Raw genomic sequence first — 14668 nt, 5'->3', positions numbered from 1 at the left:
GTGCCGAGCCTGAGGGTCAGGCCGGCTGGCCCAAGAGGAGGTCCTGTGCGCGAGGCTGCAGGCACGATCGGCGAGGCCCGCTGGGGCGCTGGCGACTGGCACGGAATCATCACGCCGCGCGCCGCCCTCATCCTGCCCCCGGTCATCCCCATGCCGATCGTCGAGCGACTCTGGCGGGACCTCCACGGGGACGGCCTGACGACGGCGGCCGTCCTGTGGGACGTCATCTCCAGCGTCGTCGCCCGCACGGGTGAGCGGCCCGATTTCGCCTTCGTCCTCCTCGAGCCCGATGGGAACCGGCACGTGGCCGTGCGGGGGCGCGGGATCGTGCGCACCTCCCACGGGGACATCGCCTCGGGTCCCACCTCCACGTGGACCGAGACCATCGTTGAGCCTTCCGACACCCTGGTCCTGCTCACCCCGGACACCGGTGACGGCATCATGCGGCCCCTGGCCGACGGCATCGCGCCGGTCAGCGTCGTGGCGCTGCCCGCGCTCGCGGAGGAGGAGCGGCCCGAGGGCGCGTCCACCGTCCACGACGCGGCCAGCCTCCCCCGCCGTGCTGAGGCCTCCGGCCCCTCTCCCGCCACGAGCCGCCCCACCGCCGATGTCCTCGCCGGCGCCCCCGCCCCTTCGGTGGCGCCGGTCGCGCCGCCGGCGGCGCCGGTCACGCCGTCGGTGGCGCCGACTCCGCCCACCGCGCCTGCGGCGTCGGCGGGCCGGCCCGAGACCCTGCCCGAGACTCTGCCCGAGCCCGCCGTCGAGTCCACCCTGGCGGTCCCCTTCGACCCCGCCGCGATCCTCGCCGGCATCGACCAGCAGGCAGCCCCCGGCGTCGACGGCGTCCCTGAGACTCTGCCCGAGCCCGCCGTCGAGTCCACCCTGGCGGTCCCCTTCGACCCCGCCGCGATCCTCGCCGGCATCGACCAGCAGGCAGCCCCCAGCGGCGACGGCGTCCCCGAGACTCTGCCCGAGCCCGCCGTCGAGTCCACCCTGGCCGTCCCCTTCGACCCCGCCGCGATCCTCGCCGGCATCGACCAGCAGGCAGCCCCCGGCATCGACGGCGTCCCCGAGACTCTGCCCGAGCCCGCCGTCGAGTCCACCCTGGCCGTCCCCTTCGACCCCGCCGCGATCCTCGCCGGCATGAATCAGGGCTCGACTCCTGCCGAGGCCGAGGGCTGGACCGCCTCCGGGCCGGCGGTGACGGCAGGCTCCGTGCCCGCCCCGTCCGCGGGCTCCGCGCCCCTCCTCCCGGCATCAGCGGCTTCGGGGCCCGCCGCGCCCTCCGCCCCGATCGCCGCCTCGGCCCCTGCGGCCTTCTCCGCCCCCGGCGCGCCCTCCGCCCCCGGCGCCTTCTCCGCGGACCTGCCCGCCCAGACCGGCCCGGGCATCACGGCGGCCCCGAACTTCGCCGTCGGCCCCGAGTCCACCGGAGAGTCCTCCCTGACCAGCCCCGCCCCCCTCCGGCGCGGGGATCACGACGGCTCCACCGTGGCGGAACTCCCGGGCGATCTCCTTGAGGAGATCCGCTCGGCGCGCTCCGAGCTGGCCGAGCTCCCCACGCCCGACCGCAGCGGCCTCGTCCCCTCCCACGGCGCGCGCGTCCTGTCCGCCTTCTGCGCGAACTCGCATCCCAACCCCACCCACCTCGTGGCCTGCCGCGTCTGCGAGGCTCCCCTGGAGGGGCCCGTCAGGCTCGCGCCGCGACCCGTGCTCGGCAGCCTCATCCTGTCCGACGGTCGCGTCCTGTCACTCGGCGGGCCCATCGTGCTGGGGCGGCGCCCCTCGGCCGACCGCGTGGCCACCTTCGACGCCGGCTTCCCCACGTGCATCAAGGTGTCCAGTCCGGACCGGCAGATCTCCCGCAACCACCTCCTCATCGACATCGACGAGTGGTCGGTCCTCGCCCGCGACCTGTCCAACACCAACGGCACCGTCCTGCTGCGGGAGGGATCCGCCCCGGTCCACCTGTCGCGTGTGGAGACCACCATTCTGCGCAGTGGCGACGTGCTCGAGCTCGGTGAGGGAGTCACCGCGCGCTTCGAGGCCGCCTGATGGCCGCCCAGATCGACTCACCCCCGCTCATCCCCGGGCTCAAGCACCTGCGCGTCCTCGGCTCGGGCGGCTACTCCACCGTTCACCTCTACGAGCAGCAGGTGCCCCGCCGTGAGATCGCGGTCAAGGTCATGCGCGGTCCCTCCTCGGACCTCTTCCAGTCCGAGGCCGAGCTTATGGCCCGCGTCTCCAGCCATCCGGCGATCCTGTCCCTCTTCGGCGCGGGTGTCACCGAGGAGGGGTTCGCCTACATCGTCATGGAGTATTGCCCGCCGCCCCAGTTGTGGACCGTGGCGCGCCGTAGGCCCCTGAGCATCGCCGACGCCCTGCGCACCATCATCCAGATCTCGGGCGCCGTCGAGACGGCCCACCGGGCCGGCATCATCCACCGCGATATCAAGCCCGCGAACATCCTGCTGACCGCGTACCGCCGTCCCGTCCTGGCTGACTTCGGCATCTCCTCCGTGGCAGGAGACGTCAACCAGGCCACTCGGGGGCTCTCCGTTCCCTGGGCGCCGCCCGAGCAGCTTATCGACGCCGCCAACCCGCACCCGTCGGCCGATGTCTACTCCCTGGCGGCCACCTTCTACTCCCTCCTCTCCGGGCGCAGCCCCTTCGGCACGGCCGGTCAGAAGGACGACATCTTCCAACTCTCCCGGAGGATCATCTCCGACCCCGTCCCGCCCCTCCAGCGCCCCGACGCCCCGGAGGCCCTCAAGAGGGTCCTCGAGGTCGCCATGGACAAGAGCCCCATGCAGCGCTACCCCAGCGCCCTGGCCCTGGGGCGGGCCCTGCAGGAGATCGAGTCCTCCCTCAACCTCCCGCCCACCACCATCGACCTCCTCCAGGACTCCCTTGATGGGCCCGAGGACGCCGGCGACGACGACGATTCCGGAACCCGCATCGCCGTCTTCTCCCGCGTGGAGACCCCCTCCCAGGCGGCCCCCGCCGCTCCGGAGGAGGAGGCCGGTGTCGAGGAGACTGAGGAGGAGGCGCCCAGGAGGCCCCGTGTCGCCCCCACCGTCATCGGTGCGGCCGCGATCGCGGTGGCTGTCGTGGGCGGCTACATCGTGTGGAGCGGTCCCGGCGAGGAGAGGCCTCCGGGTAGTTTCGCGACCATCCAGGCCGGTCAGGCGGCTCCGTTGAAGGAGACGGCTCCCGGGCCGCAGGGCCTCGTCGGCGAACTCGCCGAGGATGGGACCGCCCGCTTCACATGGTCGGCGCCCGCGGCCGACTGGGCGGGGGAGTACCAGTACCGCCAGTGGCGGGGGACGGTCCCCACCTGGGAGAGGACGGCTGACACCTCCGCCGTGCTGCCCGCGGGCCAGACCTGCATTGAGGTCGTGGCCGTGCGCGATGACCGCCAGGTGTCGGACCCCGTCCACGCCTGCGTCAACGCCCCAACCCCCTGAGCCGCATTTCAGCGAGACCGGTCGAAAATAGGAGCGAGACCGGTCCGCGAACCGGTCTCGCTCCTATTTTCGACCGGTCTCGGCGATGGGGAGGGGCGGGGAGGGCGGGGGTCAGGACTCCAGGACGAAGCCGATCGAGCCGAAGTAGATCGTCGTGCCGGGCAGCACGGGCACGGGGACATCGGGCAGGAGGCGCGTGAGCACGCCATCCATGATGACCCGCGTGCCGTTGGTGGAGTGCAGGTCCGAGATCCAGGCGCCGTTGGCCATGGGCACGATGCAGGCGTGGGTCTTGGACACCGTCCGCGAGGAGTCCGCGAGGCGGATCGCCTCAGCCGCGTTGTAGCGCGAGATGTTCTCGGGGGCCCGCCCCACCAGCGCGATGTCGTTCAGCGCGATCGCCTGCCCGCCGGTGAGCGGCACGAGCCGCAGATGCGTTGGGGTGGCCTCCGCAGACAGGCTGCGCGCCATCGATCCGGTGAGAGCGTGGACGGTGGCGTCGCTGCCCTCGGACCAGTCCTCGATCGGCACCGCGGCGCGGCGTCCGGACTCGGGGGAGTCCAGTGGCGTGGAGGTGATGATCGGGGCCTCGGAGGACGACGGCGTCGCCGTCGGCGCGGGGGAGAGAGGCGAACCGGTTAGGGAGCGCGGGGAGGCGGGGGTTGCCGGCGAGCGCACGGAGGAGAAGGCGTCGTCGGGGATGCCGAGGGAGGCGAGGGGCACGGGGCGGGTCACGGCCTCGGCCTCAGCCGCGTGACGGCCCTTGCGGCGCGCGCGCCGGGTTGGGGCCGCCGGCGCCGAGGCCGCGCTCACCGCTGAGGGCGCCGACAGGCCGGACGCGGCGGAGCCCGCCGAACCGGTGGTGCCAGCGGAGCCCGCCGAGCGGGGCGTGCCGGCGGAGGCCGCGGAACCGGAGGTCCCGGCGGAGCCCGCCGAGCGCGCTGAGAGCACCGCGGCCACCGCTGCTGAGACCGCGGAGAAGGAGGACCGGCCGCGCCGGGGCGCCGAGGCGGCGCGGGCCGAGGAGGCCGACGCCGCCGACGGCGCAGAGGCCCCGGAGGAGCCCGATCCGGTCCAGGGGACATCCTCGATGACCGGGCTGGGCTGGGGCACCTCCTGGATGATGCCCGTGGGGCTGGAGGTCGCTGAGGGAGCGGGAGCCGCGCTGCCCAGGTCGTGCAGGGCGGGGAGAGCCGCTGCCGCGTCCGCGGAGGGCTCGGTCATGTCAACGACGCGGATGGGCCGGACCGTCTTAAAGGTCTGCACCGGGCGGCGGCGGACCTGCCGACTCGCTCGGGCGGCGTCGGATGGGGCGCTGGCGCTCAGTGGGCTGGATGAGGGCAGATCGGGACCGCCCGATCCGGCCGGGCCTGCCGCGCCCTGGCTGATCGGTAGATCGGGCAGGACATGGCGGGCGGCGCCCGGCGGGCCCATGTGGCGGCCTCCGCGCTCTGGCATGGCGGCCGGCTCCTGGGGCTCGGTGGTCATGAGGGGCGATTCCTTCTGGCTCGGTTGCTCGCTGCGGTGTGGCGGTGGGAGGCCAGGGAGCGCGGCGACAGGCGGCCGCGCAGGCGCCCCGGCAGGGAGAGGGAGGACCTCATCTGATTCGCCGCGGTGTCCGCGGAGGACCACAGCGAGCTCAGGGTATCGGAGGCTGGCTCGTCAGCGCCGAAAACCGCCTCATCCACGCCATTTGCGACGGGAATGAGACCCGCGGAGGGGAATCGCTTGTCGAGGCCGTGGGCGGTTTCGTGGCGGGTTGCGCCCGGCTTCATGGGCGCTCGCAGGTCACGGGCCAGGTCGAGCAGTTCGTCCCAGGCGCCCAGTGCCCCGTCGGTCCCCTGGCGGCTGCGTCTGCGTCTGCGCCGCAGGGCCTTGAGCCCCAGGATGATGAGGAAGGGCGCCAGGACCGCCAGGATGGACCCGGCGATGACGAGCGCCAGGCGGGGGGTGGAGTCCGCCACGGGCTCGGGCTGGTTGAGGTCCTGATCGGGGTCGTCGTAGGACGGCGGCAGGTCTTCCGGCTTGGGCAGGGGCAGCGGCGGCTGGAGGGCCTGGGGCTGCGGGTTGATGGTGTCGTGCGCGGCGAGCTGCTCGGGGACCTGATCGCGGTCGGGGGTGACGTCGATGGGCGTCCAGCCGTGGTCCATGAAGGGGATCTCCACCCAGGCGTAGACATCCTCGCCGGTCACGTTCGAGGCGTCACCGTCGGTGGCGGGGCGAAATCCCATGACGACGCGGGCTGGGATCCCCAGGGAGCGGCACAGGAGCATCATGAGCACGGCGTACTGCTCGTCGTCGCCGATAAGCTGCTCGTGGCTGATCATCGAGGCCAGGCGGGCGGCGCCGTGCCCGGGGGGAGAGGAGTAGTTGGTGCCGTTGGAGTACGCCCCCGCGCGCAGCGCGTTCTGGAGCGCCACGATCTGCACGACCGGGTCGGACTGGTCGCCGACGATCCGGGCGGCCATCGAGGCGATCCCCGGGGGCACGTTCTCCACGGTGCCGAGCTGGGTGGGTACCACGGTGTCCCCGGTGAGCGCATCCGCGGTGGGCACATCCTGCGGGCTCGTGCGCGCGGTGACGGTGTCGCCGCTGGCCAGGCCCGCGGTCGTGATGATGGTGGGGGAGGCGCCGTCGCGGAAGAGGGTCTCGCGCAGCAGGTGCGCGCGGGACCCGCTGACCTCGATGGACGAGGTGGTGGGAACGGTGGGGACCCAGGGCAGGGCGTAGCCCTCCATGGTCATCCGGACGGTGGTGGATTTGGAGGCGGCGGGTGCCAGGGTGGCGCCGGTGCCCAGTGGGCGGAAGCCAGAATTGGCGCCCGTGCCGCCGCTGATGCGGGCGGCCAGGCCGTCGTAGGAGTCGAGGGTGGCGACGGCGATGCGGCCGCCGTCGGACAGGCCCTCGACGGTGAGAAGCCGGGTGGAGGCCTGATCGGTCTCCAGGGTGCGGATCAGCCCCAGGGGGGTGGCGTACTCACGCAGGTCAAGTGGGGGCTCGAAGACCTCGCGCAGGATGTGGCGCTCGCCGGAGGCGGCGGGCAGCGCCAGCCCGATGCCGGTCCCGATGGACAGGATGACGGTGGCGCCGACCAGACGGCGCAGGGTGACCAGGCGGCGCGCCTGCTGGGACTCGGCGGTGCCGGCCACGAGGCGGCTGGCCCTCTGGCCCTGGGCGGCGGCAGCCCACATGAGGAGCAGGAGGATGACGAGCGCGGGCCCGATGAGACGGGCGGCGGGGGCGTTGCGCCCGCCCCAGGCGATGAGGACGGTGGGCAGCGCCAGGGCGGCGAGCCCAGCGGTGCGGGCCCAGCCAGCCAGCAGCAGGCGGCAGGACAGCGTGGCGATGACCAGCCCCGCGAGCCACGGCAGGACGGACATCCCCGCGTAGCCGCTCAGCGGCAGCGGCAGGGTGAGGGAGTCCTTCCAGACGGTGATCGTGCCGGCCAGGACGGCCCGCACAGCGGTCATGCCCGAGCCGACGTCGCGCAGGAGCAGGGGGCCCAGGCCGGCATGGGCGACGGCGCCCAGGGCGAGGGTGAGCAGGGGGCCCAGGCGCAGGCGGGCCGCGGCCAGGGCGACGAGCGCGCCGACAACGATGCCCTCGGCAGCGGCGATGACGCCGCTGGGCCCGGCGAAGGGCGAGTAGATGGGGGCGGTCCCCGCCACGAGCAGGGCGATGAGGAGGAGGTAGGGAATCGCGGCCAGGCGCCCCCGCTGGGGGCGCGCCTTGCCGGCGGGCTTGGGGGAGCCCGCCGTGCGACGGAGCGTCAGGGGGGTCATAGGGCCCTCCTCAGGAGCTGGGGGAGGCTGTCGACCGTGTCGAGGTTGAGCACGGGGGTGGCGGCGAGCATGGAGATGCTGGGCTCGGCGGCGCCACAGGAGATGATGATCGAGCTCATGCCGGCGGGGATGCGCAGGCGCGCCCTGGCCAGGGAGTCTTCGGAGCATCCCTTGCCGGTGATGAGCGCGACGATGGAGGCGCCGGGGTGGAGCCCGGTGCCGTGGTTGACGAGGGCGTCGAGTTCATCGGCGCCTGTGAGCTCCAGATCGCAGGACGCATCGAGCAATCGTGTGGGGCCCGTGGTGGGCAGGGTGTCTCGCTGGGTGAGCAGGGCCACTTCGCGGCTCTCCATCATCGAGCTCAGCGCCAGCGAGCAGGCGGCGGATACCGCCGTCTCGAAGTCGTCCGGGTCAGGGTAGTCGTCCTCGCGTACGGACAGCAGGGTCAGGAGGCTGGCGCGCTGGGTGGCCTCGAACTGGCGGACCATGAGGGTGCCCGTGCGGGCGCTGGACTTCCAGTGGACGTGGCGGCGGTCGTCGCCGGGCACGTAGGGGCGAAGCGCGTGGAAGGAGGCGTCGGACATTGACAGGTCCTGGGTGACGGCGCCCTCGATGTCGCGCATGACTCCGTGGATGGCCTGGCCGATGCGCACCGTGCGGGGGTGGACGTGGACCGTCTGTGCCGTGCTCATGGCGCGCGTGCGCCGGGCCAGTCCCAGGGGATCGCCGACCACCTGGAGGACGGGGCCGATGGACAGGACGCCGCGGCGCTCCGTGGGCAGGGCGAAGCCCTCGTCGTGGGACTGGCCGGTGTGGAGGAGGGGCACGTTGATCTCGGCGAGGCCCTCGCCCATGGGCATCTCCATGCGGGTGGGCAGGAGGACGCGGGTGCCCTCGTTGGAGGCGGTGACTTGCACGAGGGCGTGATCGCCGACGGCGATGCGCGGGGCGATGAGGCCGTGGGTGACGGTGTGGCCGCCCCGGTGGAGGACCCAGCCTAGGGCTGTGAGCAGGCAGGCGATGAGCGTGGCGGCACCGGCCCAGGCCTCCTGCCAGCCGAGGCTGGCCCCGGCCAGGAGGCTGACGGCGGCGAGGCCGGCGGTGGTCCACCCGGTGCGGGTCAGGACCTGCGCGCCGGCGCCCTCGGGCGCGGTGGTGCTGGGAAGGTCGGGGGATGCGGTGGGGGCCCCTGGGGAGGAGCCGGTGCTCAGAGTGTCGAGAGAGGTCATTGGTGTTGTCGGGTCACTCCACTATGTGGCAACTGGCGGTCAACTTGGGGTTGTTTGTCAGGACGTAGCCGAGCCACTGCGCAGTGCCGGTGGAGTTCGGCTGGGTATCGAACGGGCCTTTTGACGGCCAGACATTGGCGTCGTTGAACTCGCACCTGACCTTGCTCCCCGCGGGGAAACTCGACAAGTCCAGGAGGGCGCGCCAGCAGGCATCCTGGGAGTACCCGGAATTGGCCGAGTCGATCACGGTGCAGGAGGCGTACGGGCTCGTGGCGTTGATCGGCAGGGCGCGGGGCTGAGGGGCCGCGGGGCGGGGCTGAGCAGCTACCTTTTCTCGGGTCTTGTACTCGCAGTCCCTGCTGGAGAACCCGTAGGTGTTGGTCGCCACGACGCACCAGCCGCGGCTCTCCCCCTCGGGAACGGTCGTCGTCAGGGGGTTGTGCGACTGTTTCAGGCCCTTAATCTCCTTCCCGCCACCGAGCCTGGCCTCGGAGCCCCCTGTCTCGTAAGCCGAATATTTGATATGCGAATCATCGGGGTTGCCAGAGTGCGACGAGGGGTACCACGAGCACGTCAGAGTGCCATCGCTGGCCAAGGAATCGCATCTCACATCCGGGTCGGTGGGATTGCCGACGACCGTGGCGGAGGTGGATACGGATTCGGAGTAGACCTCGCCGCCATCCTGCATGCCGTAGGCGCGGGCCTCCACGGTCACGCGGCCGGCGGCGAGACCATCGAAGGTCTTCTTGGACTGCCAGCGGCCACCGTTGACGCGGTACTCGACCTTGAGGTCGCTCGCGCTCCAGCCATTGCCGGCCTGAGGGGTCGCGGAGGCGGAGATCTGGTTGGGGACGTCCGATGAGGCAGAGGCGGACAGCCCCGTGGGGGGAAGCGGGTTCAGGGTGAGGTTGATTCCCTTGGTGTTCAAGGAGTCCGTCGAGCCGGCCTTCGTCGTCGCCCTCACGCGGAAGGTGTAGGTCCCCGCCGTCGAGAGGCTGATCGGGGTCGACAGGGCGGAGCCCGCGTTGACCGTGCGGGACTCCGGGCCCGTGACACTCACCGTGTAGGACACCGGGCCCGCGTGATTCGAGTTGGCCGGCTGCCAGTAGACCGTCACCCCGGAGCCCGTCTGGACGACGTGGGTGATCTCGAAGGGGCCCGGCTTGCCGTAGGGCGTCGCTGAGGAACCGGAGCTGGCGCTCTTGGAGGAGCCGACCTCCGCGCCTCCCGAGCTGGCGATAGCCGTGACCGTCACGGAGTAGGAACTGCCCGCCTTCACGCCGTCGGCCGCGCCGATGGTCAGCGAGGTACCGGTCGTCGTGCGGGTGATGTCGCCGCTGTCGGAGTGGAAGACCACGCGGTAGGTGGTCTGGGTGCCCGGCACGGCGGCCCCCGGGGTCCATGAGGCGGTGAGCGTCCCCTCGCCGGCCTGGAGGCGCACGCCGGTGGGGGCGCCCGGCGCGGACGGCCCCAGGGTGACGGTGTTGGAACGGCCCGCGGAAGAGGTGCCGTTGGCGTTCGTGGCCGTCACCTCGAAGGCGTAGGACCTGCCGGAGGTCAGGCCCGTGGCGTAGCACGGGCTGCCCGTGCAACTCCAGGAGCCCGCGCCGCCCACCTCGGTGAGGGTGTAACTCGTGATGGGGCTCCCGTTGGCGCTGCCCGGGGCCCACGTCACCCTGGCCGAGCTGAAGTCGCGCGGCTCGGCAATCACCCGCGTGGGCGCGGAGGGCGCGGAGGCCACGGTGACCGTCACCGTGCCGGTGGCGGCGCGATCCGCGGCGCCCGTGGCGTCGAGCACCTGGTAGCGGGCCACGATGTCACCCGTGGCGCCGGCCGCCGGCGTGATCGTCAGGGAGGTGCCCGAGGCGGTCACAGAGCCCTGCCCCGAGGTGATCGTGGGGGATCCGGACAGGGTGATGCCCTGGCCCGGGAAGGGGTTGGACACGTAGCCGCTCACGTCCACGGTCACCGGCTCGCCGTGGGAGGTCTGTCTCGCCGGGGTCGTCGTGATGCGCGGGCGCGTCGAGGCGCTGACCGACAGTGGCAGGCTCGCCGACACCTCCGGGTTCTTGCTATCGGAGACGGTCACCAGCAGGGAGCCCGTCGTGCCGGTCGCCGTCGTGGCATCCGCGCCCACGGTCAGGGTCGAGCCCGACAGGGAGGCCGTGAAGCCGGCCGGCGCCGGGCCGATCGTGTAGGTGAGGGAGTCGCCGTCGGGATCGGAGGCCATGGTGGCCAGGTCCACGCTGACGGGATTCTCGTTGGGCGCGACCGTCAGCGCCGTCGGGGTGAACCTGGGAGGGCGGTTCTCTTTCGGCTCCACGAGGATCGGCAGGTTCAGCGTGGTGCTGAGCGCGTCGTCGCCCGTCCCGTCGGTCACGGTGAGGGTCACGGAGGTCTGCCCCGTGAAGCCCGGGGAGGGCGTCACGGACAGCGAGCCGTTGCCCTCCGCGCTGACCGAGGACAGCCCGGCACCGGCCGAGATCGAGGACTTGTCCCCGATGATGGGCGAGGTGCCCGCGCGGGTGAGGATATGGGAGGCCAGCGGGACGGAGGTGGTCGCGTCCGCCGGGATCCTCACCGGGGTCGTCGAGCGGTTGAGCTGCGGGACCAGGGCGGAGGCGGCGGGCACGAAGACCACCGCCTGGCCCGTGAGGCCGTCGGGGTCGGTAACCGTGTAGAGGATGAACTGCGCGTGGTCGGTGACGGCGACGCGCAGGGAATTGCCCTCCACCGTGGCATTCGGGTCCGAGCTCGACACCTTGAGCGTCTCCGGGCTCCCGTCGGGGTCCGAGTCGTTCTTGAGCACGTCCACAAGGGCCGTGCCCGAGGCGTCGATATCGGACAGCGTCACCGCGTCGTCAGCGGCGATGGGCGCCTGCGGTGGGGCATCGGCGCGCACCTGCGCCGTGAGGGTGCCCAGCGCGGTCCCCCCGCGGGAGTCGGTGGCCGTGTAGTGGACGGTGTAGTTGCCCTCCTTCTCGGGCAGGTCCAGGGCGACCTGGCCGTTCACGGCCTTCGCCGTCAGCGCCGGGTCCTCGCTCGTGGGCTCACCGGCCAGGGTGACCGGGTCATCATCGGAGTCCCAGTCGTTGGCGGTCACGTCCACCCTCACCTTGCGGCCGGGCTTGGCGGTCACCAGGTCGTCGGTGGTCTTGGGGGGCGTGTTGACGGCTGTGGGGGCGGCGATGCCGACCCGCGCCGTGCCCGTGGCCGTGGCGCCCAGGTGGTCGGTGACCGTGTAGGTGAAGGAGTCGGTGCCGCTGGAGCCCTCGAAGGCGGTGTAGACGAGCATGTCGCCCTTGATCTCGACGCTGCCCTTGGTGGGCTGGGTCGCCAGACCGGTGAGGGTCGCGGAGTCGCCGTCAGGGTCGATCTGGTCCAGGGGAACCGTCAACAAGGCCTTCTTGCCGGCGATGGTGGCCGCCGTCACCGGGCGCGGCTCCGGGGCGGCGTTCGCGGCATCGTCTCGCTCGCGCACCTCGATGGTGACCGTGGCCGTGGCCGTCTGCCCGGCGGAGTCCTCGACCGTGTAGGACACCTCCGTGGTGCCGGGGGTCTGCCCGGCCTTGAAGCGCAGCTTGTCCTGGTTGATCCAGGCGGTGCCCAGCGAGTCGTCCGGGACGGTGAGCTTGCCGGTGGTCTTCAGGGACAGGCCCGAGGGGGAGGAGTCGTTCTCAAGGACCGGCACGGTGACAATGTCGCCGACGCGCACGACGGCCGTGTCATTGACGGCGACCGGCGCCTGGGAGGTCGAGTCGGACAGGGGCACGATGGTTATCTTGCCGGTGGCCGTGGACGTGCCGTTGGAGACCGTGTACTCGGCCGTTATCTTGCCCTGGACCTCGCCGACGGCGGAGATCCGCACGAGGGAGTGATCGATGACGGTCGCGCTCACCCCGGAGCCGGGCGGCGTGGTGGCCGAGACGGCCACAAGCACTCCTCCGGCGGGATCGGAGTCATTGGCCAGGGGATTGACGGTCACTGAGCCGCCCGGGGCGAGGAAGACGGTGTCGTCCTCCACGATGGGCGCCGCCGAGGGCTCCGAGGCCTCGGCGATGTCCACGCGGATGAGCCCCTTGGCCAGGGAGGTGCCGTCGGAGGCCTCGTAGTCGAGGTAGTAGGTGCCCGCTTTCTGGGCGGTGAAGTTGACAGTGCCGGCGGCCTGGTCCTTCGTGACGGTCGTGCCCGGGGGCGCCTCACTGATCGAGCCGAGGCGCAGGGGCGTGGAGGTCGGCGAGGAGTCGTTGGCGAGCGGGGAGATGGACACCGGCTGCCCGACGACGCCGCGAGCGTGGTCCGCGTGGGTCGCGGGCGCGGCGTCGGCCGCCGGGACGACGTCGACCGTCAGCTTGCCCTCGGTGGTGGTGCGGCCATCGGAGACGACGAGGGTCAGCTCGCGGGGCCCCGTGCCGCCGTTCAGTTCGGTGACGGTGAGCAGTCCCTCGGGGGTGATGCGGGTCTCCAGCCCGACGCCGGTGGCGGAGACTAGGTGCAGGTCATCGCCGTCGGGGTCGCGCCAGTTGGACAGGACGGACAGGGAGTCCGTGCCGCCCTCGGCGAGCTTGAGGGTCTGGGTGGCCTGCTGCTCGGGCGCGGAGTTCTCCGAATCGGGGCGGATCGTCACCGTGGCGACGGCGGAGTCGGACATACCGCGCCCATCGTTGGCCGTATAGGGCACGGTGAGTGTCCCGGTGGCGTCCGGGGGGACCTTGATCGCCAGGGCGAGGCCGCCCTGGACCTGGGTTACCGTCGCCGTCGAGCCGACATCGCCCGGCACGGCGGTCAGGACATCGCCGTCGGGGTCGGAGTCGTTGGCCAGAACCGGGAGGATCGTCGTGCGCCCGGCGCGCACGCCGAAGGAGTCGTCTACGGCGTCCGGCGGGTGCTCCTCATCGCGGTTGGGCGTCTGGGCGGGGTCCTGGGTGGTGTCCTTGGCGTTCTCGTCCGGGGTGGCGTCATCGCTGGAGTGCCCGGAGTTCTCGGTCCACTCGTCGGCCTGGGCGAGGTTCCGGTCGGGCAGCCACACGGTGCCGATCGTCGTGTCGTTGAGGACGATCGCGTCGCGGTTGGTGCGGAAGGTCGGGGTGGTCGAGGAGGCCAGGGCGTTGTCGTGGATGTACTCGGGAGACGAGGAGCCGCACATCCGCAGGAACTGCCCGGAGGAGGACCAGGCCGCGTAGGAGCAGTTGCCCAGGCGGACGGGGCGGGCGGCGACTCCCGGGGCGGCGTCGCCCTTGGCCGCCGAGGGGGTGCGCGTGGGCGACGAGCCATCGAGGGGCACGCTGATGAGCTCTGTGCGCGAGGCAACGAGCACGCTGGAGGCGTCCGGCCCGGGCTGCTGGAGGGTCAGCCCCGTCTCCCCCAGGTCGATGGTGCCGCCCCCGGGCAGGTGGAGGATGCCGGTGCCGCGCTCCAGGACGATCGGCTTGGAGCCGACGGCGGTGAGGGTGGCGTCCGCGCCGTCCGACAGCGTTAGCGTGGTCGAGGTGGGGGCCGCCCAGGAGGTGGCCGTCGCCGTCGCCGTGGTGAGGGACCCGGTGGAGGGGGACAGGGCGTGGATGGTGCCGTCGGTGCCGATCGTCGCCAGGAGGCCGGGGGAGTCGGAGATGATGTGGGAGGCCGAGCCGCTGGTGACGAGGCCGGCCTGGCTGGCCAGGGCGCCGCTGACGGTGCCGGCGGTCGAGTTGATCGCGATGACGCGGTCCGCGCCCTGGGCGATCGTGGTCCCGGCGGGCAGGGTGCCCACCGACGCGCTGGAGACCAGCGCCGGATCGACCTTGTCCACCGATTTCCCGGAGACGTTGGAGACCAGGACGTTCTCGCCGTTCTGGCTGACGTCGAAGTCCGACGACGTCGTGCGAATGACTCCATCCGCCTCATGGGAGGAGGCGTTGATGCGGGCCACGAGGTGCTTCGACGTCGAGGTCACCCAGACGCCGTTGTCGTGGAGGTCGAGATCCTGCTGGGCGATGCCCTGGTGCTGCACGGCGGCCATGCCCAGGGCCGCCGCGCATAGGGCGGCCAGGGCGCTGGCGCCGCGGCGTCGGATCCGGCCGCTCAGGGTGCGGACGATGGAGGAGGGCACGGGGATGGCTCCAATCGGGAAGGGATCGCGTGCTCGGGTGAACAGGGCCGAGCCCACTACCGGGATTCGCCATCCATTCTACGGGCGCGCCCCCGCCGGTGT

General features: G+C 72.3%; 6 protein-coding genes. 2 read left to right on the top strand and 4 right to left on the bottom strand.

Annotated elements, in window-relative coordinates; all coding sequences use genetic code 11:
* Positions 1-45: 45 nt before the first annotated feature.
* Both GVV76_RS10630 and GVV76_RS09610 read left to right on the top strand, forming a co-directional pair.
* Complete coding sequence (locus GVV76_RS10630; RefSeq protein ID WP_159626668.1) at positions 46-2055, top strand: FHA domain-containing protein; 2010 nt, start codon at positions 46-48, stop codon at positions 2053-2055.
* Positions 2055-3467: a serine/threonine-protein kinase gene (locus GVV76_RS09610; protein WP_159626666.1), complete on the top strand. Its 1413-nt coding sequence runs from the start codon at positions 2055-2057 to the stop codon at positions 3465-3467. Before GVV76_RS10630 ends, GVV76_RS09610 begins: the two co-directional genes overlap by 1 nt.
* A 111-nt stretch (positions 3468-3578) precedes the next feature.
* On the opposite strand, the gene GVV76_RS10625 is transcribed toward GVV76_RS09610, so the two are convergent.
* From GVV76_RS10625 to GVV76_RS09590, 4 genes are read right to left on the bottom strand one after another with little or no spacing between them, the layout of a single operon-like run.
* Positions 3579-4955 carry an FHA domain-containing protein gene (locus GVV76_RS10625; RefSeq protein ID WP_159626664.1) on the bottom strand — a complete coding sequence of 459 codons (1377 nt, stop codon included), beginning with the start codon at positions 4953-4955 and terminating at the stop codon, positions 3579-3581.
* On the bottom strand, positions 4952-7249 hold the full coding sequence (locus tag GVV76_RS09600; protein WP_159626662.1) for a transglutaminase-like domain-containing protein: 2298 nt from the start codon (positions 7247-7249) through the stop codon (positions 4952-4954). Before GVV76_RS09600 ends, GVV76_RS10625 begins: the two co-directional genes overlap by 4 nt.
* Complete coding sequence (locus GVV76_RS09595; protein WP_159626660.1) at positions 7246-8478, bottom strand: DUF58 domain-containing protein; 1233 nt, start codon at positions 8476-8478, stop codon at positions 7246-7248. The genes GVV76_RS09600 and GVV76_RS09595 overlap by 4 nt, the downstream gene beginning before the upstream one ends.
* A 13-nt stretch (positions 8479-8491) precedes the next feature.
* A complete protein-coding gene (locus GVV76_RS09590; RefSeq protein ID WP_159626658.1) occupies positions 8492-14566 on the bottom strand; it encodes an Ig-like domain-containing protein in 6075 nt (2024 codons plus the stop codon).
* Between the last annotated feature and the right edge of the window lie 102 nt (positions 14567-14668).

The sequence above is a fragment of the Actinomyces sp. zg296 genome (assembly GCF_009829695.1).
Lineage (GTDB): Bacteria > Actinomycetota > Actinomycetes > Actinomycetales > Actinomycetaceae > Actinomyces > Actinomyces marmotae.
Note: the sequence above shows the minus strand (reverse complement) of the source record. Positions and strands in the feature narration are given on the sequence as shown.